Annotated in this window: 27 protein-coding genes; 13 read left to right on the top strand and 14 right to left on the bottom strand. The window is 70.9% G+C overall.

The features are described from left to right. Nucleotides 1–116 precede the first annotated feature (116 nt). The 6 genes from ACLQ2S_RS19800 to ACLQ2S_RS19825 form a co-directional block, all read right to left on the bottom strand. Nucleotides 117–1466, bottom strand: a complete 1350-nt coding sequence (locus ACLQ2S_RS19800; protein WP_155221135.1) for an ABC transporter substrate-binding protein — start codon at nucleotides 1464–1466, stop codon at nucleotides 117–119. 365 nt (nucleotides 1467–1831) lie between these two features. Further along, nucleotides 1832–2326: a TspO/MBR family protein gene (locus ACLQ2S_RS19805; protein WP_155221133.1), complete on the bottom strand. Its 495-nt coding sequence runs from the start codon at nucleotides 2324–2326 to the stop codon at nucleotides 1832–1834. A 179-nt stretch (nucleotides 2327–2505) separates the two neighbouring features. Continuing rightward, nucleotides 2506–2649, bottom strand: coding sequence for a GPGG-motif small membrane protein (locus tag ACLQ2S_RS19810; protein ID WP_007464364.1), 144 nt, complete (start codon nucleotides 2647–2649; stop codon nucleotides 2506–2508). Next, on the bottom strand, nucleotides 2640–3416 hold the full coding sequence (locus tag ACLQ2S_RS19815) for a metallophosphoesterase family protein (RefSeq protein ID WP_155221131.1): 777 nt from the start codon (nucleotides 3414–3416) through the stop codon (nucleotides 2640–2642). Before ACLQ2S_RS19815 ends, ACLQ2S_RS19810 begins: the two co-directional genes overlap by 10 nt. A gap of 9 nt (nucleotides 3417–3425) precedes the next feature. After that, entirely contained in the window at nucleotides 3426–3701 is a 276-nt protein-coding gene (locus ACLQ2S_RS19820) for a hypothetical protein (RefSeq protein WP_309223697.1), read from the bottom strand. Continuing rightward, complete coding sequence (locus ACLQ2S_RS19825; protein WP_309223696.1) at nucleotides 3698–4315, bottom strand: nucleotidyltransferase; 618 nt, start codon at nucleotides 4313–4315, stop codon at nucleotides 3698–3700. Before ACLQ2S_RS19825 ends, ACLQ2S_RS19820 begins: the two co-directional genes overlap by 4 nt. 130 nt (nucleotides 4316–4445) lie before the next feature. On the opposite strand from ACLQ2S_RS19825, the gene ACLQ2S_RS19830 reads away from it, so the two are divergent. Continuing rightward, nucleotides 4446–5147 carry a dTMP kinase gene (locus ACLQ2S_RS19830; protein ID WP_425702278.1) on the top strand — a complete coding sequence of 234 codons (702 nt, stop codon included), beginning with the start codon at nucleotides 4446–4448 and terminating at the stop codon, nucleotides 5145–5147. Here ACLQ2S_RS19830 and ACLQ2S_RS19835 read toward each other — a convergent pair. Continuing rightward, the gene (locus tag ACLQ2S_RS19835; protein ID WP_425702279.1) at nucleotides 5132–5827 is read right to left on the bottom strand and encodes an SDR family NAD(P)-dependent oxidoreductase; all 696 of its coding nucleotides are present in this window, start codon (nucleotides 5825–5827) and stop codon (nucleotides 5132–5134) included. The genes ACLQ2S_RS19830 and ACLQ2S_RS19835 overlap by 16 nt on opposite strands. A 169-nt stretch (nucleotides 5828–5996) precedes the next feature. Between ACLQ2S_RS19835 and ACLQ2S_RS19840 the strand changes: the two genes are divergently transcribed. Together ACLQ2S_RS19840 and ACLQ2S_RS19845 are read left to right on the top strand one after the other, a co-directional pair. Further along, a complete protein-coding gene (locus ACLQ2S_RS19840) occupies nucleotides 5997–6911 on the top strand; it encodes a MurR/RpiR family transcriptional regulator (RefSeq protein ID WP_309223694.1) in 915 nt (304 codons plus the stop codon). 545 nt (nucleotides 6912–7456) lie between these two features. Continuing rightward, complete coding sequence (locus tag ACLQ2S_RS19845; protein WP_196222600.1) at nucleotides 7457–8446, top strand: sigma-70 family RNA polymerase sigma factor; 990 nt, start codon at nucleotides 7457–7459, stop codon at nucleotides 8444–8446. Nucleotides 8447–8531: 85 nt separating this feature from the next. Here ACLQ2S_RS19845 and ACLQ2S_RS19850 read toward each other — a convergent pair whose 3' ends face one another. Then, nucleotides 8532–9503 carry an NlpC/P60 family protein gene (locus ACLQ2S_RS19850; RefSeq protein ID WP_425702280.1) on the bottom strand — a complete coding sequence of 324 codons (972 nt, stop codon included), beginning with the start codon at nucleotides 9501–9503 and terminating at the stop codon, nucleotides 8532–8534. Nucleotides 9504–9959: 456 nt separating this feature from the next. Here ACLQ2S_RS19850 and ACLQ2S_RS19855 point away from each other — a divergent pair, with 456 nt between their 5' ends. Beyond that, the gene (locus tag ACLQ2S_RS19855) at nucleotides 9960–10514 is read left to right on the top strand and encodes a DUF6232 family protein (protein WP_425702281.1); all 555 of its coding nucleotides are present in this window, start codon (nucleotides 9960–9962) and stop codon (nucleotides 10512–10514) included. 19 nt (nucleotides 10515–10533) lie between these two features. Here the strand turns inward: ACLQ2S_RS19855 and ACLQ2S_RS19860 are convergent, their stop codons facing one another. Both ACLQ2S_RS19860 and ACLQ2S_RS19865 read right to left on the bottom strand, forming a co-directional pair. After that, nucleotides 10534–10869, bottom strand: coding sequence for a DUF3817 domain-containing protein (locus ACLQ2S_RS19860; protein WP_309223692.1), 336 nt, complete (start codon nucleotides 10867–10869; stop codon nucleotides 10534–10536). A gap of 26 nt (nucleotides 10870–10895) precedes the next feature. After that, the gene (locus ACLQ2S_RS19865; protein ID WP_155221122.1) at nucleotides 10896–11336 is read right to left on the bottom strand and encodes a hypothetical protein; all 441 of its coding nucleotides are present in this window, start codon (nucleotides 11334–11336) and stop codon (nucleotides 10896–10898) included. A gap of 121 nt (nucleotides 11337–11457) precedes the next feature. On the opposite strand from ACLQ2S_RS19865, the gene ACLQ2S_RS19870 reads away from it, so the two are divergent. Genes ACLQ2S_RS19870 through ACLQ2S_RS19880 form a run of 3 tightly spaced genes read left to right on the top strand, consistent with a single transcriptional unit; the run spans nucleotide 11458 to nucleotide 12699 of the window. Beyond that, nucleotides 11458–11781 (top strand): DUF6158 family protein, encoded by a 324-nt coding sequence (locus ACLQ2S_RS19870; RefSeq protein WP_155221120.1) that lies wholly within the window; start codon nucleotides 11458–11460, stop codon nucleotides 11779–11781. Next, complete coding sequence (locus ACLQ2S_RS19875; protein ID WP_155221118.1) at nucleotides 11781–12104, top strand: hypothetical protein; 324 nt, start codon at nucleotides 11781–11783, stop codon at nucleotides 12102–12104. The genes ACLQ2S_RS19870 and ACLQ2S_RS19875 overlap by 1 nt, the downstream gene beginning before the upstream one ends. Nucleotides 12105–12162: 58 nt before the next feature. Then, nucleotides 12163–12699, top strand: a complete 537-nt coding sequence (locus tag ACLQ2S_RS19880; protein WP_425702282.1) for a DUF1360 domain-containing protein — start codon at nucleotides 12163–12165, stop codon at nucleotides 12697–12699. A 62-nt stretch (nucleotides 12700–12761) separates the two neighbouring features. Here ACLQ2S_RS19880 and ACLQ2S_RS19885 read toward each other — a convergent pair whose 3' ends face one another. From ACLQ2S_RS19885 to ACLQ2S_RS19895, 3 genes are all read right to left on the bottom strand, one after another. After that, entirely contained in the window at nucleotides 12762–12959 is a 198-nt protein-coding gene (locus tag ACLQ2S_RS19885; RefSeq protein ID WP_425702283.1) for a hypothetical protein, read from the bottom strand. A 38-nt stretch (nucleotides 12960–12997) separates the two neighbouring features. After that, nucleotides 12998–13279, bottom strand: coding sequence for a hypothetical protein (locus tag ACLQ2S_RS19890; RefSeq protein WP_375335369.1), 282 nt, complete (start codon nucleotides 13277–13279; stop codon nucleotides 12998–13000). 219 nt (nucleotides 13280–13498) lie between these two features. After that, nucleotides 13499–14605: a 3-deoxy-7-phosphoheptulonate synthase gene (locus ACLQ2S_RS19895; protein ID WP_155221114.1), complete on the bottom strand. Its 1107-nt coding sequence runs from the start codon at nucleotides 14603–14605 to the stop codon at nucleotides 13499–13501. Between the two features lie 263 nt (nucleotides 14606–14868). Here ACLQ2S_RS19895 and ACLQ2S_RS19900 point away from each other — a divergent pair, with 263 nt between their 5' ends. Continuing rightward, entirely contained in the window at nucleotides 14869–15084 is a 216-nt protein-coding gene (locus tag ACLQ2S_RS19900; protein ID WP_155221112.1) for a hypothetical protein, read from the top strand. Here the strand turns inward: ACLQ2S_RS19900 and ACLQ2S_RS19905 are convergent. After that, the gene (locus ACLQ2S_RS19905) at nucleotides 15051–15782 is read right to left on the bottom strand and encodes a phosphodiesterase (RefSeq protein ID WP_425702284.1); all 732 of its coding nucleotides are present in this window, start codon (nucleotides 15780–15782) and stop codon (nucleotides 15051–15053) included. The two genes, ACLQ2S_RS19900 and ACLQ2S_RS19905, sit on opposite strands and share 34 nt — an antisense overlap. Nucleotides 15783–15932: 150 nt before the next feature. On the opposite strand from ACLQ2S_RS19905, the gene ACLQ2S_RS19910 reads away from it, so the two are divergent. The 5 genes from ACLQ2S_RS19910 to ACLQ2S_RS19930 all read left to right on the top strand — a co-directional run bounded on the left by ACLQ2S_RS19910 (nucleotide 15933) and on the right by ACLQ2S_RS19930 (nucleotide 20923). Next, nucleotides 15933–17225, top strand: a complete 1293-nt coding sequence (locus ACLQ2S_RS19910; protein ID WP_425702285.1) for a M16 family metallopeptidase — start codon at nucleotides 15933–15935, stop codon at nucleotides 17223–17225. A 132-nt stretch (nucleotides 17226–17357) separates the two neighbouring features. Further along, nucleotides 17358–18710, top strand: a complete 1353-nt coding sequence (locus ACLQ2S_RS19915) for a M16 family metallopeptidase (protein WP_425702286.1) — start codon at nucleotides 17358–17360, stop codon at nucleotides 18708–18710. A 245-nt stretch (nucleotides 18711–18955) separates the two neighbouring features. After that, entirely contained in the window at nucleotides 18956–19978 is a 1023-nt protein-coding gene (locus tag ACLQ2S_RS19920; RefSeq protein ID WP_155221108.1) for an aspartate-semialdehyde dehydrogenase, read from the top strand. A gap of 20 nt (nucleotides 19979–19998) precedes the next feature. Continuing rightward, the gene (locus ACLQ2S_RS19925) at nucleotides 19999–20439 is read left to right on the top strand and encodes a PPOX class F420-dependent oxidoreductase (RefSeq protein WP_309223689.1); all 441 of its coding nucleotides are present in this window, start codon (nucleotides 19999–20001) and stop codon (nucleotides 20437–20439) included. Nucleotides 20440–20506: 67 nt separating this feature from the next. Next, complete coding sequence (locus ACLQ2S_RS19930) at nucleotides 20507–20923, top strand: CBS domain-containing protein (RefSeq protein ID WP_155221104.1); 417 nt, start codon at nucleotides 20507–20509, stop codon at nucleotides 20921–20923. Nucleotides 20924–21024: the final 101 nt, after the last annotated feature.

The raw sequence follows: 21024 nt of genomic DNA on the forward strand, positions 1-21024 counted from the left end.
AGCAGCATAATCTGTTGGGGCGAGGGCTGGGAAAAGTCGTTTTTAATCACCCCCCCCCGGGCCCTGGGTAGTGCGGGGGGGCGGGTCCGCGTCCGCGGACCGGCCCACCGCTGGAACTACTTCCAGCTGCTCTCGATGCCCTGGAGGACGGTGGCGGTGTCCCGCCCGTTGATCCAGTCGACCATGCCCTTCCAGAAGGTCCCGGCGCCGACGGCGGCGGGCATCAGGTCGGAACCGTCGAACCGGAAGACCGAGCTCTCGTCCTGAAGGATCTCGACGGAGAGCTTGTCGATCGGGTTGGCGACGTTGGCCAGGTCGACCTTGTTGTTCGCGGACACCCAGTCGCCGATCTTCGCGCGGCTGTTGGCGTACTCACCGGAGGCGAGGTACGTCTGCACCGCCTGGACCTCGGGACGGTCGGTGAAGGCCGTCACGAACTCGCCGCCACCCAGCACCGGCTTGCCCTTGGCCGGGTCGATGGCCGGGAAGTAGAAGGCGAAGACGTCGCCGTCCTCGGCCACCCGGGTGCCCTCAGGCCACTGGTTGGCGTAGAACGACGCCTGCCGGTGCAGCGCGCACTTGCCCTGCGTGATCGGCACGCCGGCCTCCTGGAAGGAGGTGGTGGCGATGCTGCGCACCCCGCCGAAGCCGCCGTTGACGTACTTGTCGTTCTTCAGGATGGTGCCCGCGCGGTCCACCGCCTCCGCGACCCGGGGGTCGTTGAAGGGGATCTCGTGCGTGGTCCACTGGTCGTAGACCTCGGGGGTCTGCGTCCGCAGCATCAGGTCTTCGATCCAGTCCGTGGCCGGCCAGCCGGTGGCCTCACCGGACTCGATACCGGCACACCACGGCTTGATGTCGGTCCCGGCGATGGTGTCGCTGAGCTTGATCAGGTCGTCCCAGGTGGTCGGAACGGTCCAACCCTTCTCCTGGAACATCTTCGGCGAGTACCAGACGAACGACTTCACGTTCGACCCGAGCGGCGCGCCGTAGAAGGTGCCGTTGATGGTGCTGTACTTCAGCCAGTCGGGCGAGTAGTTCTGCTCGGCCATGGCCTTGGTCTCGTCGCTGGCCGGCTTCAGCTGGTTGCGTTCGGCGAACCGGGCGAGCAGGCCGGGCTGCGGGATGAAGGCCAGGTCGGGAGCGTTGCCGCCGTCGACCCGCACGGGGAGCTGGGCCTCGAACTCGCCACTGCCCTCGTGGTTGATCTTAATGCCGGTGCATTCCTCGAACTGCTTCCAGGACTCCGCCAGGCGGTCGGCCTCGATGTCCCGAATCGACGAGTAAATGTTGACCGTCTTGCCGTCGTGGCCCTGGTACTTCTCGTACGGGGCACACTCCGCGGAATCGGCGTTGCTGCTGCCGCCGTTGCTGCTGCTTCCGGTGCCGCAAGCGGTGGCGCTGAGTGCCAGTCCGATCGCGCCTACGATCGCGAGGGCCTGGCGTGGCCTGGCAGAGACCGCCATGCCGTCCTCCTTCCTGTCCGGCGCAGGCCGGGATTTGCTTCCGGTTGACCTTGTGCCGGTCCGATGGGCGTTTTCACATGTAAGCGCTTGCATCCCGCGCGGTCCACCCTTGGACGGACACGACCGAGTAACAATCCGGAAATCTGAGAAACGCCCATGGAGCCGCTTACATCGACGGCAGAGACCCCCGTCTATCAGGGGATGTTTTCTCGGCCACGACATGCGGCAGGAAGAATTACGGTCCCGACGGGCCGCCCCGGGTGGGTGCGGCGACCGCTCTGACGAGCGGGATCATGCGCTGCTCACGGTGCGGCGGGGCCCACCGCCCGGTCCGCGCTCGGCGGACCAGGCGGTGGGCCGACGGGTCAGCTGTTCAGCTGCCAGATCGCGAAGTTGAGGGCCGAGGCGAAGGTGACCCAGGCCCAGTAGGGCAGGAGCAACGCCGCCGCCAGGCGGCTCGCCCGGGAGAACAGCAGCACTGTCACGCCGATCGCCAGCCACAGCAGGATGATCTCGGCGAACGCCAGCCCGTACCGGTCACCGGCGAAGAAAAGGGGCGTCCAGGCGGCGTTGAGCACGAGCTGGACCACCCACGCGCCGAGGGCGGCACCGAACCCCACCCGCCGCCAGACCAGCCAGGCGGCGACCGCGATCATCACGTACAGGACGGTCCAGACCGGGCCGAAGAGCCAGCCAGGCGGCGACCACGAGGGCCGGTCGATGTTCGCGTACTGGTCACTCGCGCCTGCCCCGGCCAGGTTGCCGATGACGGCGACGGCCACTACGGCCAGCGCGAAACCGGCCAGCGCCCACCACTGGCGGGTGCCGTTGCGTCGGGTCTGCTCCGCGGTTGTCCCCATGGATCGGTGGTTCTCCACTCACCGGCGTCGGCAAACCTCGCGAACGGGGCCCGATCGGGTGGTGGCCGACCGACGACAGCACGCCGGGGCCGTCGCGTCCGGTGACTCCTGTCGGGAGGACGGAGTACCGGACACGACGACCCCGGCGGGTTCGGTGAGCGACGCACTGCGCCGCGACGTCAATTGAAGATGCTGACCCCACCCGGGCCGACGAGCAGCCCGACGACGATGAGGACGATGCCCCAGAGGATCTGCCGGCGGAACAGCGCGAGGATGCCGGCGACCACCAGTACGACTGCGAGAATCCAGAGAATCAGCTCCATGGTTGCTGAATACCCCCGGCAGCGACACCGGAAACCTCATCCGGATCAAGGTGATCACCGAGGTGGAAGACGCTGTACGCCTGCTTGATCACCGGATGGGCCACATTCCGGACGCGTACCCCGCCCGGGGTGATGCCGCGCTCCGAGCCGTGATGGGCATGCCCGTGCAGCGCGAGCGCGGTCGGCGCTGAGTCCACCGCCTGCCCCAGCTGGTAGCAGCCGAGGAACGGGTAGATCTCCAACGGTTCCCCGGCCAGGGTGTCCGGCACCGGGGAGTAGTGGGTGAGTGCCACCAGCACGTCGCAGTCCAGCGAGCGAAGTGCCTCGCCCAACCGGTCGGCGCTCTCGGTCGTGGTGCGTACGAACGCCTTCATCTCCGGCTCGCCGAAGTCGCTGGCGCTCCGGCCGGCGAAGCCGCCACCGAAACCCTTCACCCCGGCGACGCCGAGTCGGCCGGCGGGGCAGTCCAGCACCACTCCGTCGCCCTCCAGCACGGTGATGCCCGCCTCCTCCAGCGCGCCGACCACCTGCGGCACCTGGTCGCACTGGTGGTCGTGGTTGCCCAGCACGGCGATCACGGGTACGCCCAGGTCACCGAACTCCCGGGCCACGCAGCGGGCCTCGGCCTCGGTGCCGTGCCGGGTCAGGTCACCGGCGAGCAGCAGCGCGTCGACGGAGCCGGGTAGCTCCTCCAGCGCCGGCCGGAACCGACCGAGCACGTCCTCGTCCAGATGCACGTCCCCCACAGCGGCGATCCGGATAACCATCGAACCTCCTCAGGGCAGTTGCTCGATCTCCGTGGGTGCCTGCGCCCGGATCACCCCGATGTCACTGGTGATCGGCACGTCCGGGATGCGTTCGGCGACCCGACGCAGGATCTCCTCCCGCCGGTGTTCGCTCGCCACCTCGCCGTGCAGCACGAGGGCGCGTTCGGTGCGGACCACGGTGATGCCCTGTTCGGCGATGGACGGATCCTCGGTGAGCAGCCGGTGGATCTCCGCCTCGACGTACTCGTCGGGCGGCCCGGCACCGGAGTCGCGGTGCTCGGTCACTGTCTCCCCCTCTCGTCGGCGGTGTCGGCGTACGGCACGACGTCCAGCCTGTCCAGCAGCACCAGGAACGACTCGGCGTACGGCGAGTGCTGCGTCTCCTTGCGTACCCGTTCCCAGTCGATCTGCTCCCGTAACGAGCGGGCCAGCGGCAGCCCGCGGGCGAAATCGCAGTAGTGCTGGGAGAAGCTCAGCAGCTTGTGCACCATCAGTTGGGTGGCCGACAGCACCGGCATGTGGATGGCGTCGACCGGCCGCACGACCGTGTCGGCGAAGGTCTCCTCGGTCACCGGCGTCTCGATCGGGCGGTGGATCAGGTCCACCATCCGGCCGCCGTCGTAAACCTTGACCAGCCAGTCCTCCGGCGGCCGCTCGGCGGTGAAACCACTGCTCACCAGCGCTTCCAGTGCGGCTTCCACGTCGGACTCGCGGATCAGGAAGTCGACGTCGTGTTCGCTGGAGTGCCCGCCGTGCGCGTAGACGGCGAAGCTGCCACCCAGGGCGAACGGGATCTCCGCCTGCTTGAGTACGGCGGCGACCTTCTTGAGGGTGTGCAGGAGAGTCTCGTCGTCGCGCTCGGCCATCTCGCCTCTCCTGTCGACTCGATCGGATGCCACCGGTGGGATCCCCGATCGGTACCCGGCATTCCGGTCGGCCACACCTGCCCGACGCGGCTAACGGGATGAAAATGACAAAAGAGGATTTATTGCTCGTTCGTAGGTGCGCCGGTCCGATAGCCTTTCCAAAGTGGTCAGACCGACGGGAGCGCCCCGTTCGACGGGTGGCAGGGGGCGGCTCCGCACCGTAGCCCTGATCGGTATCGACGGTTCAGGCAAGACCACCCAGGCGTACCGGCTGGCCGAGGCGCTCACCGCGGCCGGCTACCCGGCCACCTATCACCGCAACGCCGGTGGGCGGCGCTGGCTCGGTCGGGCCGCGCACCGACTCGGCCGGTCGGATGCCCAGGGGCTCCTCGGGTGCCACGGCATGCTCCTGGTGGAATCCGTGCTCCGTTGGCTGGCCATCGCGCTGACCCTGCTCGCCGGCCGGTTCACCGACCGGATCGTCGTGATGGACCGCTACGCGGCCTGCCAGTACGCCAGCCTCCGCGCGCACGGTGGGCACCGCTGGGAGCGGTTGGTCCGAGCTGCCTACCGGGTCTTCCCCCGACCGCAGGTGACGTTCCTGCTGATCGTGGAGCCGATCGAGGCGTACCGACGGATCGAGCGCCGGGGCACCGACCACGAAACCCTGGCCTTTCTGACCGCCGCGGACCTGGCCTACCGCACGCTGCCGGAGTATCCGACGTTCGTGCCGGTCAACGCGGACCTCCCAGCCGAGGAGACGGCCCGCCAGATCCGTGGACACCTGGCCCCCTGGCTGGCGGACGGAGACGAGCCGACGGGCGACGTGCCGATGGAACTGATCCAGGTTCAGGCCCGCCCGTAGACCGGTACGGCCGCGCCGCTGGTGGGTGCCGACTCGTCCGACGCGAGGAAGCGGATCACCGAGGCGATCTCGGCCGGAGCCACCCAGCGGGAGTGATCGGCGTCCGGCATCGCGGCGCGGTTCGTCGGGGTGTCGATGACGCTGGGCAGCACCGTGTTGCAGCGGATCCCGGCTGCCTTGTACTCCACGGCCACGGCGGAGGCGAAACCGAGCACGGCGGCCTTGGCGGTCACGTAGCCGGCGACACCAGGGAAGGGAGCGACCGCCGCGCGGGCCGCGACACAGACCACCGCGCCTCCACCGGCGGCCACCAGATGCGGCAGTGCGGCCCGGGTGACCAGGTGGGTCGGGCGGAGATTGAGGGTGAGCATCCGGTCGAACTCGTCGATCGGCGTCTCGTGCACCAGCCCGCCGCTGGCGTACCCGCCGACGAGGTTGACCACCGCCCGCAGCGGCGCCTCGGGGTCACCGGCCGCCACCTCGGCCACCCGGGCGGCGTCCTGCGGATCGGTCAGGTCCGCGACGATCCGCACTGGAGCGTTGGCGTCGGGACTGCCCACCGGCTGTGGTTGCCAGCGTTGCGGGGCGACCACCCGCCACCCCGCCGCCACGAACGCGGCACTGACCGCTCCACCCAGACCACCAGTGGCCCCGGTCACCAACACACTGCGATTCGCCATGGACCGAGGTTAGTGCGGTGGCCGGTCGGCGGGTGCGCAAGCCCCACCCGACCCGACGGACCCGGCCCGGTGGGGGAGGCGGCCCGGGTCCGCCGATGGCAGGCTGGACCGGCTGGCATCGGCGTACGCCATGATTGGCGTCCTCGAACTCATGAAAGTAAGTCCAACGGTGGCGAAGAGGCCGAAGGTTCCCGACAATCCCGAGCCCGGCGGGCTGATCGTCCACATCAGCGGCTTGCTTCCGGCGTTGTCGCCGGCCGAGCAGCGGGTCGCCCGGCTGGTGGTCGCGAACCCCGCCGACGCTGCCCGTCGCACCATCACGGACCTCGCCGCCGCCGCCGAGACCTCCGAGGCGACCGTGATCCGGTTCTGTCGCTCGGTAGGGGTGGGCGGGTACCCGCAGCTACGGATCCGCCTCGCCGCCGAGGCCGCCCGGCGCGTCGAGCCACCGGACGCACGGGTGGCCGGCGGCGACATCCCGCCCGGCGCGAACCTGGCCCAGATCATCGCGACGGTCGCCTTCAACGACGCACGAGCCGTGGAGGAGACCGCCGAACAGCTCGACCCGGCGGTCTGCGAGCAGGTGGTGGACGCCATCGCCGGTGCCGGCCGGGTCGACATCTACGGTGCCGGCGCGAGTGGGTTCGTCGCCGCGGACTTCCAGCAGAAGCTGCACCGGATCGGCCGCACCGCCTTCTACTTCCCCGACGTGCACACCGCGTTGACCTCGGCGGCCCTGCTCGGCCGTGGCGACGTGGCCATCGGTCTGTCGCACAGCGGCACCACCTCCGACGTGGTCGAGGTGCTGGAGCAGGCCCGGTCCCAGCGGGCCACTACCGTGGTGCTGACCAACTTCCCGCGCTCCCCGGTCACCGAGGTCGCCGACCACGTCCTCACCACCGCCGCGCGGGAGACCACCTACCGTTCCGGCGCGACGGCCAGCCGACTGGCGCAGCTCACCGTGGTCGACTGTCTCTTCGTCGGAGTGGCCGCGCGTCACCGAACCCGGGCCCGCAGGGCCCTGGAGACGGGCGTCGAAGCCGTCCGCGCGCACCGGGTGGGTTCCGGCCGACGGCGGGTGTGACGGGGCGAAGCCGTACGCCCAGCGGATTGCCACGTTGACGTCGTCATCGGGTGGACACCGGACCACGGGTGCGGGGCCCACCCGAACCGGTGATCGAGGTGTCCCGGCCGCCCCGCCGCTGGCGGACGTGACGGACCGGCAGGCCGCGCCGACGACGCCGGGCATAGATCCGGGGTGCGGATTGTTCACCAGAGCGTGGGGTAATACCACCAGCGTGGATGAACCGAGCGGTCCACGTACGCGTATCAGGCAGTGACCAGGATCGCAGCACGGCGGTGACCTGGGTCGCTGCACCCGTCGGCCAGGCAGTGCTGCCATGGACCGGGACGGACGGCGATCCGTCGATCCGTCGACCTCACGGGTGCCCGCCGACGTCAGCCAGGCAGGGTGCTGACAGCAAACGTGGACGCTGTTCTCAGCGGATTATCAGGCATTCGTGACACTTTCGACCCACGACATGGAATCCCCGACACGTCTCATCTGTTGTGTAGATGCCAGCACCGATGGGCACAGCGGAGGTTACGGGGGAGCTGATGGGCGTGGGGATGGCAAGGAACCGGGCAACCGGCGCGAGCGAGGGGACCGTGGGCACCGTGGACAAGAACATCGGAATGCGTACTGACGAGGTCGCCGAGGAGCGCGACCTGGTCGGAGTCTACCTGCACGAGATCTCCCGGACGCCGCTGCTTGACGCCGCCATGGAGGTCGACCTCTCCAAGGCCATCGAGGCCGGGCTGTACGCCGAGCACCTGCTCGGCGAGGACCGCGTCCCCGAGGGCGTCACCCGGGAGGAACTGGAGCGGCTGATCGCCGACGGTGAGCGGGCCAAGGACCTGTTCATCAGGGCGAACCTGCGACTGGTCGTGTCGATCGCCCGACGTTACGTCCGTTCCGGCATGCCCATGCTGGACCTCATCCAGGAGGGCAACACCGGCCTGGTCCGGGCGGTCGAGAAGTTCGACTACGAGCGTGGATACAAGTTCTCGACCTATGCGACGTGGTGGATCCGCCAGGCGATCAGCCGGGCGATCGCCCAGCAGGAGCGCACCGTGCGGTTGCCGGTGCACCTGGTGGAGGACGTCAACCGGATGCGCAACGTGGCCCGGCAGCTCACCCGTGAGCTGGGCGGCGACCCGGAGCCGGAGCAGATCGCCACGGCCCTGGGGGTGACCGTCGAGCGGGTCAACGAGCTGGTTCGCTGGTCGCAGGACACCGTGTCGTTGGACACACCGGTCGGTGACGACGGTGACACCAACCTGGGCGACCTGGTCGCCGACAGTGACGCACCGTCGCCCGAGGAGATCGTCCTCACCGGGTTGGAGCGGCAGCGGATCGAAGGGCTGCTCAACCACCTCGACGACCGTTCGGCCGGCATCATGCGGGCCCGGTACGGGCTGGAGGACGGTCGGGAGCACTCGCTGACCGAGGTGGCGTCGCGGTTCTCCCTGTCCCGGGAGCGGATCCGGCAGCTGGAGATCCAGGCGCTGGGCCGGCTGCGGGAGCTGGCCCGCGCGGAGGGCCTGCAAGCGGCCTGAGTACTGACGGTCAACGGCCGGCGTCCGGTAAGGACGCCGGCCGTTGCCTGTCTGTCGCCGGGTGCGACCCACGCTGAGGCGCGACTCAGCGCACCCTCCCATATCCGTACGGTGACATGAGATCCACGGATCGCTTCTCCACGTTGCGGCCGAAGGTCGGTGCGTGGATGACCTGCCCGTCGCCGACGTAGATGGCCACGTGGCCGAGGCTGCGGTAGAAGACGAGGTCGCCGGGGCGCAACTCGCTGCGGCTGATGTGCGCCACCACACCCCACTGCCGCCGGGTGTTGTGCGGCAGGGACCGACCGGCCGCCCGCCAGGCCGCCGAGGTCAGCCCGGAGCAGTCGTAACTGCCCGGACCGTCCTGGCCCCAGGCGTACGGCTTGCCCAGCGCGCCGTAGGCGTACCGGACGGCGACGCCGGCCTGTCCGGAGACGGCGGGGGCGTCCTGCGCGCTGTTGGGTCGGTTCGTCGGCTGCTCGGTCGCCCGCCCGTACGCCTGCCGGCGCATCTCGTAGAGCTTGGCGAGATCGCGTTCGATCCGCTTCTTCGCCGAGGACAGCTCGCGCGACTGCGCCGCCTGCTGGCTGAGCGTCACGTCCAGCCGGGTCTTCTCGTCGAGCAGGCGCCGCTGGTCGGCGTTGAAACTGGCGATGGTGGCCTGCCGCTGCCGGGTCAGGTGGTCCAGCGTGCCGAGCCGGTCCAGCACCGAGGTCGAGTCATCACCGTGCAGCAGCGCGTCGACGGTGCCGAGATTGCCGGTCTTGTACGCCGTCGCGGCCAGCTCGCCGACATCCGCCCGGCTCTGCTCGGCCTGCTGCTCCAACGGGCCGAGCCGCTCCTGCAACCGCTTCACGGCGGCGCGGTTGTCCTTGATCTTCTCCCGCAGTTCGTTGTGGGCCTCCACCACGCGTTCCAACTCGACGGAGGCCTTCTCGATCCGCCGGGTCAGTTCGGCGGGTGAAGGTTCGGCCCGGACCATCGTCGCCGGCACGAGTAGCGCCAGTGCGCAGGCGGCGACCGTCAGGGCGCGCAGCGTGTGCGTCAGGGACGACAAGAGCTCGAATGCTCCTCTCCGGGGCCGGCGCGGGCGGCTGAGGCTCCGCGACGGCGACGGCCCGGTGCTGCCCGGGTGGGCAGCGGCCGGCCGAGCCGACCAGCCCAACCTAGTACGGGACGGGAGTCATCCGCAGAGAAAGCCGAGACCAATGGGGGTGCTGTGGCACAACCCGCAGCGGCTGGGCCGGATAAGCACGGCATCAGCGATATGTCGGACTGGTCGCTCTCGACATATGACGCCGGATGGCGGGGCGTTTTGACCGACAAACCGGACTTGACGCACTCTCTCCGGCACCGGGCAGGCCGGGACAGGCCCCTGACCATCGGAAACGTTCAAGCCGCAGTGGCGTCGACGGCCCACAATGAATCGCGCGGCCGGGAATCCCGTCAACCGGCGTCCACGCCCAGCCCGACGGGAACCGACCCGGTGCCACCAGCCGTGGGAGGAGGCGTCGTGAATCCTGATGGCGCGACAGTACGACCGCCCCGGAACCCCCGAGACATACGACCGCCCCGGAACCCCCGAGACACCGGCAGAGCGCCGAGGCTGCTCTACGCCCGGCCCGGGATCATCGTCACCGCCGACCGGTTCACCGTCGGCCGCAGCAGTTGGCGCGTTGCCGAGCTGACCCATCTGCACAGCAGCCGGGGGCCGCACGACCGGATGGCCACTCGGGCCGTGCTGGTGTCGACGGTGGTGATCGGTGGGGTGGGACTGCTACTGGGCTTCACCGGAGGGCTGCAACGGCTCACCGCCGGGGCGTACCTCCTGCTCGGGGCTGTCTTCCTGGTGCCGGTGCTGCTCGCGGCGGCGGGCGACCGCTGGCGTCCGCCCGCGTACGAGCTGTGGGGCCGCCGGGCGGGGGCCGACGAGCTGCTGTTCAGCAGCGACGACGAGCGCCAGTTCGGGCAGGTGAGCCGGGCCCTGCGCCGGGCCCGTGAGATGAACAGCTACGGCGGCTGGGAGGACCCGCTGGCCAGTGCCGAACCGTGGCGACCACGACGGTGACGATCGCCGTCGCGCGCAACTACCCGGCGATCGGTTCCGGCGCCGCCTCGCGTTCCCGCTGCTCGGCGGTGACCAGCGCGCTCACCCGTCGCTCCGCCCAGAAGGAGACGAACGGCACGGTGCCGGCCAACATCACCAGGATCATCCGCTTGAGCGGCCAGTCGGCCCGCCGGGAAAGGTCGAACGCGGCCACCAGGTACACCATGTAGAGGAAGCCGTGTGCCTGGCCCACGGTCTCCACCACGACCGGGTTGTCGAAGCCGTACTTCAGCGGCATGCCGATCACGACCAGCAGGATGAGCACCACGCCGACGACCCAGGCGATCACTCGGTAGCGGGTGAGGGCAGCGCGCACGTCTCGTCAGTCCTTCCGGGGCCGGCTCAGCCGGGATAGTCGCCGGGCTTCGCGCCCGGGTTGGCGTTCAACCATGACAGGTAGCGGTTGTAGGCGGCGAGGTCGGCATCGTCCTCGCCCGGACCGTCGGAGACCCGGGTGACCCGTACCGGACGTCGGATGCCGGCCCGTGGGCGCTCCGTACCGTCCTCGCCGGACGCGGCGCGGTGATCGTCGGATGCCGGCGCGGTCACCTCTCCGCCCGGTGCGGGGGCGGGGGCCGCCCGTAGCGCATGGCGTACCTCACGCCACCAGACGAAGACCACGAAACCCGCGAAGATCGGCCATTCGACGGCGTAACCCCAGCTGATGGCGTTACCCGCGGCGGCCCGGCTGACCTGCCACCAGCCGAGCCCGAGAAAGGTGGTCACCAGCACGACCATGGCCACGTGGCGTGCGATCCACGCCGGGGTCCAGAGCCGCTTCATGCCACCGAGGGTACCGGGGTCGGCCGTGGTCTCCGACGCGGTGTCGTAGCACCTTCTGGTTTGGCCACACCCGGTGCGGGCAACCGTACAGACGCCAGCCCACGACGGATGAGGGGGCGAGATGACGGCATCGGGACCACAGGACCCATTTCCTGCCGGCGGTACGGAGGTGAGCCCCGAGCAGCGGATCCCCGAGTGGGGCGACGATCGGACGGCTGCCCCCGCGTCGGACGCCGACCTGCTCGGTATCGACCCGGCGGAGCTGGGGGAGGAGGATCTCATCCGGGAGATGCAGAGTCTGCACCGCACCCGCCTGGACACCCTCCGCCACGCGACCGACTCGGCGCTCGCCAACCACCTGCGGCGTACCGCCGAGCTGGAGACCGAGTACCTCGCCCGGCACCCGGGGCGTGAGGTCGACCCGAGTCGGCTGCGGGACGCGTGATGGGGTACGCGGAGCGGGGGGTCTCCGCGCCCCCGGAGGTCGTGTTCAACACCGCCACCGACCCCAACCGGATCTCCTCCTGGCTGCCCGAGCCACTGCTCTCGGGTGACCCGGCCCGGGAGGACGACGCCGGGCGACTGCGGGCCCGCTGGGCGGCCCGCGACACCGACTGGTCGGCCGATCTCCAGGTCGAGTCGGTCGACACGGGCGGCTCCCGGCTCCGCCTCGAACTCCGCGGCGGTGGCGAGGACATCGACCGGCTCGCCGACGAGGCGCTGCACAGCCTCGCCCGCACGGTGGCCGACAACCTCCAGGCCGGCTGACCGGTCGGAATCCGCCGTCGACGTCGGCGACATCCAACGTGACCCCCGAGGAGGCCGGGTGAGCAACCTGAGACAGAAAGTGGCGCGACTACGCAAGGCGTACGCGCCGCACGAACACCGCCCACTCGGCGGCTACCTGGCGGCGATGGGCACCTACGCCGGCGTGACCGGTGCGATCGCCGGCCTGGCGAAGGTGACAGGTCGATCCGTGCCCGAGCGACCCACCACGTCGGATGTGGTGCTGCTCGCCGTCGCCACCCACAAGCTCAGTCGCCTGTTGTCCAAGGACGCGGTGACCAGCCCGTTGCGGGCCCCCTTCACCCGGTACGACCGACCCATCGGCAGCGGCGAGGTGATGGAACAGGTACGCGACTCGGGCAGCCCCACCCGCCACGCCATCGGCGAGCTGCTCAGCTGCCCGTTCTGCCTGGCCGTGTGGGTGGCTACCGGGCTCACCGGCGGGCTGGTGCTCGCGCCGCGACTGACCCGTCTCGTCGCCACCGCGCTGACCGCGGTGGCGGCCTCCGACTTCCTGCAAATGGGGTACGCGGTGGCCCAACAGGCGGCCGAGGGTGGTGGCAGGGAGGAGGACTGACCGGTTACAAGCGATGACGAGGCCGACCCCACCTGTGGGCCGGCCTCGTCGACGTACCGTGGTCAGCGCTGCATGCCGGACCAGCCGCGCGGCGACTCCGGCTCCCGCTCCTCCTCGTCCTCGCCGGTGACGATGTCCCGGTCCACGGCGGTGCGGTCATGTTCGTTGGCGAAGTCGGGCTCGGGCAGGGTGTCGCGGCCCTCGGGTGGCTGGCCGAGCGCGGGCGTACGGGGGTGCTGATCTTCCTCGCGCTGCGTCATGTGTTTCCCTCTCCTCGTCACCGGCATCGACCGGCTGGTCAGCCCGCCGAGCCACCCAGCAGGTCGGTCACCTCGTCGACCGCGTACTCGCCCTGCGGCAGTGCGTTGAGCCGGGACAGCAACTGCGCCGGCAGTTCCGCGGCGACCGCGCGGCGGTAGATGTCCACCTGGCTGATCCGCTCCTGACCGTGGTAGAGGTCGTCGAGCAGTTCGTCGAGCGGACGGGTGTCCACCTCCTCGATCTCCACCTCGTCACCGAACTCGATAGCCGTCGCGGGCAGGTCGGTGGTCGGTGGATCGAGCGCGGCGGTGTCGACCACGGGCACGTCAGCCAGGGTGGCCTCCGGCAGCTGGGCCTGCGTCGTGGGCACCGTGGGTGCCTCGGTCACGGGTACGTCGTCGTTCACCTCCGTGACCTACCCCCCTCCCACCCCCCAAAACACCCACCCTCCCGCCACCTCGCGGGCGACCGAGAGGTCGTCGCACCCAGAGCGCTCTGCGGTGGCGACGACCTCTCGGTCGACTCGGGTCAGGCGTGACTAGGCGGAGGTGGGGGTGGCCAGGGGAGCGACGGCCCGGCGGGCGCGTACGGCGGTGGCCAGGTCGGTGAGCACCTCCTCGGTGGTGTCCCAGCCGATGCAGGCGTCGGTGACCGACTGACCGTAGGTGAGTTCGCGGGTGGGGTCGAGGTCCTGGCGCCCGGGCACCAGGAAGCTCTCCAGCATGATCCCCACGATGCCCCGCTGGCCGGCGGCGATCTGCGCGGCGACGTCGGCGGCCACCCCGGGCTGGTTGCGGTGGTCCTTGCCGCTGTTGGCGTGACTGGCGTCCACCACCAGCCGCTCCGGCAACCCGGCGGCGCGGAGCAGGTCCAACGCGCCGGCCACCGACGCCGCGTCGTAGTTCGGCCGACCGCCGCCACCGCGCAGCACCAGATGCCCGTCCGCGTTACCGCGCGTGTGCATGATCGCCGGGGTGCCGGAGACGTCGATGCCGGGGAAGACGTGCGGCACCCCGGCGGCCCGGATCGCGTCGACAGCGGTGGCGATGCTGCCGTCCGGGCGGTTCTTCATGCCGATCGGCATGGACAGCCCGGAGGCGAGCTGGCGGTGCACCTGGCTCTCCACCGTCCGTGCCCCGATCGCGCCCCACGCGACGGTGTCCGCGATGTACTGCGGGGTGATCGGGTCGAGGAACTCGCAGCCCACCGGGAGACCGAGCCGCAGCACGTCGAGCAGCAGCGCCCGAGCCCGCCGCAGACCCGTGTTGACGTCCCCGGAGCCGTCCAGCCCAGGATCGTTGATCAGGCCCTTCCAACCCACCGTGGAACGCGGCTTCTCGAAGTAGACCCGCATCACGACGAGCAGGTCGTCGGCCACCCGCTCGGCCGCTGCCCGAAGCCGGTGGGCGTAGTCGAGGGCGGCGGCGGGGTCGTGGACCGAGCACGGGCCGACCACCACCAGCAGCCGGTCGTCGGCCCGGTCGAGCACCTGACCGACCGCCCGGCGGCCGGTCAGCACGGCCGTGGTCAGGGCGTCGTCCAGGGGCAACTCGTGGTGCAGCAGGGCCGGGGTGGTCAGCGGTACGACACGGTCGATCCGCTGGTCGATGACCCGGTGGTCCTCCGGGGTCGTCACGGTGGGCATCCTTCCGCCGACCGCACCCGGGGCCGGTGCCCGGGTCGAGCCGGCTGCTCGTACGCGAAAGGGCAGGAACGAAAGCTCCTGCCCGGCCGGCTCGAAATCGGTGACGTCAGATCATGGTGAGGTCACCGGCCGAGCCGGCTGCCTAAACCATCGATACGACCGCGTCACGCCGGTAAGCGTACCTGAATGTGCCCGAACGCTCACCCTCCCGTCGCCGGAGTCTCACGGAGTGCCGGAGACGCCATCGGGGTATGAGGAGCGGCATGAGTGACGAGCGAAGCGACCAGGAGCGGGTGGAGTCCCGGGCACACCTGCTACCCGAGGAGGCGGCCGCGGGCAGCGACGACGCGCAGGCGCAGGCCGACGCGATCCTCGCCGAGTCCGATGCCCGGGAGGCCGACCAGAACGCCGCCCCCGACACCGTGCTGGAACGGCGTACCTCGGATCAGACTGTCAACCCCGTCGAGCCGCCCGACTGAGCCCGGACGCCACGACCGCGCCGGGATCCCCGGTAGGTGTGTTGCCGCAGCCAGGCAAGTGGTCCGGCCAGCCGCAGTTCCTCCGGGCGGTTGCCGACGGGGTCGAAGGCGAGCGCGGCGTCGTCCCGCGCGCTGAGCTGCTCGCCGATGGTGACCCGCCCGAACGGCCGCCACGGTCCCGTCGCGGAGGCGACCGCGAGGACCAGCCCGGGGCGCTCCGCCGTCACCGCGGCGGAGAGCCCGGCCAGGTCGTGGCCCAGGTCCGGTGACTCCGGGTCGGCCAGCGCGGCCAACCACAGCCGTCGCCGGCCGGCCCGGTAGGACATGATCGAGCTGTAGGTGCCGGCGAAGCGGCGTCGGGGCAACGGCAGGTGGCGTAGCCCCGGCGCGGCGGCGCTGGAGCTGACCAGCAGGTCGAAGGGGCGACCGGTCGGACGGAGTATCCGCACGGCCAGGCCCAGCACGTCGGGCCAGCCGCCCGGGGTGGGTGTTCCCTTGGAGAGGCGGACCACGGCCGGGTAGTGCCCCGGCCGGTCGAGCAGCCGGACACCGGTCGGCTGACCGGACTCACCCCAGACGACGACCTCACCGGCGAAGGACCGGCCGGCCGGGTGCAGCAACCGGCTGCGTCGCAGCCGGGCCAGGGCGCGGGCCGCTCGTTCGGCGACGACGGCGGGCTGCGACCGGGGAAACCTCATGTCTTCCGCATACCCAGGGTCGTACCGTCGATGCCGCCTGCCTGACGGGTGCCGTCGGCGGGTACGGCCACCGTTGGGCGCCCGCGACGCGGCTCGCCGGTGCGAGCGTCCCGGAGCCTGCCGGGGCGGGAGATCGGATAGCGTCGTGCCATGCCCGACAGCGGTTACCCCTGGCCGATCTCGATGACCCGACTGGACAACGGCCTTCGTGTGGTGGTCAGCGAGGATCGCACCGCCCCGGCGGTCGCGGTGAACCTCTGGTACGACGTCGGTTCCCGACACGAGCCGACCGGACAGACCGGCTTCGCCCATCTCTTCGAACATCTGATGTTCGAGGGCTCGACGCACGTCGCGAAGACCGAGCACATGAAGCTGGTCCAAGGTGCCGGCGGCTCGCTGAACGCCACCACCAACCCGGACCGCACCAACTACTTCGAGACGGTCCCGGCCGAGCACCTTGAGCTGGCGCTCTGGCTGGAGGCCGACCGGATGGGCGGGCTGGTGCCGGCGCTGACCCAGGAGACCCTGGACAACCAGCGGGACGTGGTCAAGAACGAGCGGCGACAGCGCTACGAGAATGTGCCCTACGGCGACGCCTGGTTGCGGCTGTTGCCGCTGCTCTATCCACCCGGTCACCCCTACCATCACGCCACCATCGGGTCGATGGCCGACCTGAACGCCGCTGACCTGGCCACCTTTCAGGCGTTCCACCAGACCTACTACGCGCCGAACAACGCGGTACTCACGGTGGTCGGCGACACCACGGTGGACGAGGTGGTCACGCTGGCCGAGAAGTACTTCGGCGGCATCCCGCCCCGGCCGGAGATCCCGCCGGCACCCGACGGCCGCGTCGTGCCGGCCACCGGTGTGCCCGCCGAGGAGACGGTGGTCGCCGACGTTCCGGCACCCCGGGTGTACGTCGCGCACCGCACCCACCCGTTCGGCAGTCCCGGGTACGACGTGGTGACGGTGCTGGCCACCGTGCTCGGCAGCGGTCGGGGCAGTCGGCTCTACCAGCGGCTCGCCGACGGCGAGCGGATCGCCCAGCCCGACCTGGTCGGGGCGTACGGGGTGGACCTGGCGCACGCCCCCGCACCGCTGATCGCCACCGCCACCGCCCGGCCGGGCGTGAGCGCCGAGCAGTTGGCGGCCGGGCTGGCCGAGGTGGTCGACGAACTGGCGACCGTGCCGGTCACCACCGCCGAGCTGGACCGCGCGAAGGCGCTGCTGACCACCGCGTGGTGGCGACAGATGTCCACCGTGGACGGCCGGGCGGACGCGTTGAGTCGCTACGCCACGCAGTTCGGTGACCCGGCCACCGTCGCCGAGCGGCTACCTGGCTGGCTCGCGGTGACCGCCGAGCAGATCGCCGAGGTGGCGACGGAGACGCTCGCCGCCGCCGACCGGGTGACGCTGACCTACCTCCCCGAGGAGGCCCGGTGAGGAGAGCGGCGAGCCCCGCAGTCGCGAACGAAAGGATTGCCCGGTGAGCGCGAGGAGTGAGCGGCGCGGCCTGGTGGGTCGTCGCGGCCCGGTAGTCGCGAGCCCCGCAGTCGCGAACGAAAGGATTGCCCAGTGACGTTGATCGCTGACCGTCCCGCTCCGGGCATCGCCCGCCCGTACCGCTTCCCCCAGGTGGTCCGCCGGTCCGTCTCCGGTGGTCAGGTCGTCGCCGCGCACCTGCCCCGGCAGAACCTCGCCGTGGCGATGCTGCTGCTCGACGCGGGCGCTGGCCGGGAGCCGGTGGGCCGGGAAGGGCTCGGCGGGGTGCTGGCCAAGGCGCTGGAGGAGGGCACCGCACAGCGCGACGCGACCGCGTACGCGCTGGCCATCGAGGCGCTCGGCACCGAGCTGGTGACCGGGCTGGACTGGGACACCTTCCAGGCGAGCGTTCAGGTGCCGGTGGGTCGGCTGGGCGCGGCGGTGGAGCTGCTCGCCGAGGCGGTGCGTACCCCGAGGTTGGACCCGGACGACGTGCGGCGGGTACGCGACGACGAGGTCACCGCGCTGCGGATGGACTGGGCCAACCCGGGACCACGCGCCGACGCGGCGCTACGCGCCGACCTGTTCGGTGCCGGCAACCGGTGGGGCCGGCCGATGTACGGCGACCCCGACTCGGTGGCCGGTCTGGACGTGGAGGACGTCACCGTCTTCCACTCGGAGTGGTTCATCCGCCCGGGCACCCTCGTCGTCGCCGGTGACCTGGACCGGCTCGACCTGGACGCCCTCGCCGCGACGGCGTTCGCCGGTACCGGCGGTGGGCCGGTGGACCGGGGTGCGCCGATCGAGGTGCCGGTGCGTACCGGGCGGCGGATCATCCTCGTCGACCGGCCCGGTTCGGTGCAGTCCACGCTGCGGCTCGGTCATCCCGGGCCGCACCGGGCGCATCCGGACCACGTGCCGATCGCGCTCGCCGGCACGGTGCTCGGCGGGGCGTTCACCTCGCGGCTGAACCACCTCATCCGGGAGGTTCGCGGCTACACGTACGGCATCCGGGGGGATTTCGCCTCGTCCCGTCGGTTCGGCCGGTTCGCGGTCAGCTCCGGTGTGCAGACCGCCGTCACCGCTCCGGCGCTGGTCGAGGCGGTCGGTGAGATCGCGCGTACCCAGTCGGGTGGGGTGACCGAGGACGAGCTGGCGGTGGCCCGGTCCTGGCGGGCGGGCCAGCTCTCGGTCGAGTTGCAGAGCCCCCGGGCGATCGCCGGAGCGCTGAGCACGCTGGTGGTGCACGACCTGCCGGACGACTACCACGCCCGGCTGCGGGAGGAACTGCTCGCCGCGCAGGTGGACCAGGTCTCGGCGGCGGCTGCGACGCACCTGCACCCGGAGTCGCTGACCCTGGTGGTGGAGGGCGACGCCGCGGTGATCAGGGACGAACTGGTGGCGACCGGTCTGGGTGAGCTGATCGATCATCCGGCGGCGGGCTGACCGGCCGGAGGCCGGCCCCCGGGGTCAACCCGGTGGGTCGGCCCCGACTGTGACGTCGGTCGCGGTCGACCGGGGGCCGGGCTGAGATGCTGCGGCCGGCCCCGGTGGTGTGGCGGTGTTCTTCCGGCGGAACCGGCCGGCGAAGGGCTACTGTCCCGCAGCGGTCCGCCTCGCCCTTCCCTGGCTGGTCCCAGCGGTGGGAAAGCATTCCCGGCCGGGGTGTCAGGCTGGGTAGCCTCGCGGGCATGAGGATCGGCATTGTGGGAGCCACCGGCCAGGTCGGTGGCGTGATGCGGCAGGTGCTGGCGGAGCGCAACTTCCCGGCGGAGCAGGTGCGGTTGTTCGCCTCCGCCCGTTCGGCGGGGCGTACGCTGCCGTGGCGCGGCGAGGAGATCACGGTCGAGGACGCGGCCACCGCGGACTACTCGGGGCTGGACATCGTGCTCTTCTCGGCCGGTAAGGGCTCGGCGAAGGAGCTGGCGCCACGGGTGGCCGCCGCGGGTGCGGTCGTCATCGACAACTCCTCGGCGTTCCGGATGGACCCGCAGGTGCCGCTGGTCGTCGCCGAGGTCAACCCGCATGCCGCCGCCGTACGGCCCAAGGGCATCATCGCCAACCCGAACTGCACCACGATGGCCGCGATGCCGGTGCTGCGCCCGCTGCACGCCGAGGCGGGACTGGTCGCCCTGGTCGTCGCCACCTACCAGGCGGTCTCCGGTGCCGGTCTGGCCGGCGTCGCCGAACTGGACGAGCAGGTCCGCAAGGTGGCCGAGAACGCCACCGGGCTCACCTTCGACGGTGCCGCGGTGGAGTTCCCCGCTCCCCGCTCCTTCGCCCAGCCGATCGCCTTCAACGTGCTCCCGCTGGCCGGCTCGATCGTCGACGACGGGTCGGCGGAGACCGACGAGGAGCAGAAGCTCCGGAACGAGACCCGCAAGATCCTGGAGATTCCCGATCTGAAGGTCTCCGGCACCTGTGTGCGGGTGCCGGTCTTCACCGGTCACTCGCTCCAGATCAACGCCCGGTTCGCCCGGCCGATCAGCGCGCAACGGGCGTACGAGCTGCTCGTCGACGCGCCCGGGGTGGCGCTCTCCGACGTGCCGACCCCGTTGCAGGCCGCCGGTCAGGATCCGACCTTCGTCGGCCGGATCCGCGCCGACGAGACCGCCGAGCACGGCTTGGCGCTGTTCTGCTCCAACGACAACCTGCGCAAGGGAGCCGCGCTCAACGCCGTGCAGCTCGCCGAGCTGGTCGCCGCCGAAGGCTGACGCCCGATCCGGAGGATGCCGTGACCGAGGAACAGGTCGAACGTGCCCTGGACGATCTGATCGCCAGCCGGTCGCTGGGGGTGCTGGCGACCATCCGGCGCGACGGTCGGCCGCAACTGTCCAACGTGGTCTACGCGTACGACCGGGTGGCCGGGCTGATCAGGGTGTCGGTCACCGACGGCCGGGCGAAGACGGCCAACCTGCGTCGTGACCCGCGGGCCAGCTTCCACGTCTCCAGCGAGGACGGCTGGGCGTACGCGGTGGCCGAGGTGCGGGCCGAGCTGACCCCGGTCGCGGCGGATCCGGGCGACGACACGGTCGCCGAACTGGTCGACCTGTACCGCGCGGTGCAGGGGGAACATCCGGACTGGGACGACTTCCGTCGGGCCATGGTGGCCGAACGGCGGCTGGCGCTGCGGCTGCGCGTGGAGCGCCGGTACGGTGTGCCGCCGCGTGGCTGACCGGCCACGTTACTGGTGGCGGTGGTCGGGTAGACCCGTGGTTGCCTGACACCCAGAGGGAGGCGCCATGACAACGGTCGGAGAGTTCATGACGACCCGGTTGGTGACCATGGACGGCAACGCCACGCTTGTCGCGGCGGCTCAGGAGATGCGTGACTCGGCGATCGGTGACGTGGTGGTGACGGATGGCGACAACGTGGTCGGCATCGTCACGGACCGGGACATCACGGTCCGAGGCGTGGCGGAGAACCTGGACCCGGAGAGCACCCGGCTGAACCAGATCACCACCAAGGACGTGGTGACGGTGAGCCAGTACGACGACGCGGTCGCCGCCGCCGACCTGATGCGGACGTACGCCGTGCGCCGGCTGCCCGTGGTGGAGGACGGCCGGTTGATCGGCCTGGTGTCCATGGGTGACCTGGCGGTCGAGCGGGAGCCACAGTCGGTGCTGGCCGACATCAGCGCGGACGACCCCAACAACTGAGCGTCGCACCGACCCGAAGCCGGTTCCCGAGCGGGAGCCGGCTTCGTGCCGTTCGCGCCGGACCCGGCCGGGCCGCTCGGGCCACCGGGCGAGTTCACCCC

The sequence above is a fragment of the Micromonospora sp. DT48 genome (assembly GCF_049844495.1).
GTDB lineage: Bacteria > Actinomycetota > Actinomycetes > Mycobacteriales > Micromonosporaceae > Micromonospora.

Excerpts from the sequence above, each read along its gene's own strand:
- ACLQ2S_RS19800 (WP_155221135.1), bottom strand. The coding sequence starts at position 1,466 with ATGGCGGTCTCTGCCAGGCCACGCCAGGCCCTCGCGATCGTAGGCGCG.
- ACLQ2S_RS19805 (WP_155221133.1), bottom strand. The coding sequence starts at position 2,326 with ATGGGGACAACCGCGGAGCAGACCCGACGCAACGGCACCCGCCAGTGG.
- ACLQ2S_RS19810 (WP_007464364.1), bottom strand. The coding sequence starts at position 2,649 with ATGGAGCTGATTCTCTGGATTCTCGCAGTCGTACTGGTGGTCGCCGGC.
- ACLQ2S_RS19815 (WP_155221131.1), bottom strand. The coding sequence starts at position 3,416 with ATGGTTATCCGGATCGCCGCTGTGGGGGACGTGCATCTGGACGAGGAC.
- ACLQ2S_RS19835 (WP_425702279.1), bottom strand. The coding sequence starts at position 5,827 with ATGGCGAATCGCAGTGTGTTGGTGACCGGGGCCACTGGTGGTCTGGGT.
- ACLQ2S_RS19845 (WP_196222600.1), top strand. The coding sequence starts at position 7,457 with ATGGCAAGGAACCGGGCAACCGGCGCGAGCGAGGGGACCGTGGGCACC.
- ACLQ2S_RS19865 (WP_155221122.1), bottom strand. The coding sequence starts at position 11,336 with ATGAAGCGGCTCTGGACCCCGGCGTGGATCGCACGCCACGTGGCCATG.
- ACLQ2S_RS19870 (WP_155221120.1), top strand. The coding sequence starts at position 11,458 with ATGACGGCATCGGGACCACAGGACCCATTTCCTGCCGGCGGTACGGAG.
- ACLQ2S_RS19875 (WP_155221118.1), top strand. The coding sequence starts at position 11,781 with ATGGGGTACGCGGAGCGGGGGGTCTCCGCGCCCCCGGAGGTCGTGTTC.
- ACLQ2S_RS19885 (WP_425702283.1), bottom strand. The coding sequence starts at position 12,959 with ATGACGCAGCGCGAGGAAGATCAGCACCCCCGTACGCCCGCGCTCGGC.
- ACLQ2S_RS19895 (WP_155221114.1), bottom strand. The coding sequence starts at position 14,605 with ATGCCCACCGTGACGACCCCGGAGGACCACCGGGTCATCGACCAGCGG.
- ACLQ2S_RS19900 (WP_155221112.1), top strand. The coding sequence starts at position 14,869 with ATGAGTGACGAGCGAAGCGACCAGGAGCGGGTGGAGTCCCGGGCACAC.
- ACLQ2S_RS19905 (WP_425702284.1), bottom strand. The coding sequence starts at position 15,782 with ATGAGGTTTCCCCGGTCGCAGCCCGCCGTCGTCGCCGAACGAGCGGCC.
- ACLQ2S_RS19910 (WP_425702285.1), top strand. The coding sequence starts at position 15,933 with ATGCCCGACAGCGGTTACCCCTGGCCGATCTCGATGACCCGACTGGAC.
- ACLQ2S_RS19920 (WP_155221108.1), top strand. The coding sequence starts at position 18,956 with ATGAGGATCGGCATTGTGGGAGCCACCGGCCAGGTCGGTGGCGTGATG.
- ACLQ2S_RS19930 (WP_155221104.1), top strand. The coding sequence starts at position 20,507 with ATGACAACGGTCGGAGAGTTCATGACGACCCGGTTGGTGACCATGGAC.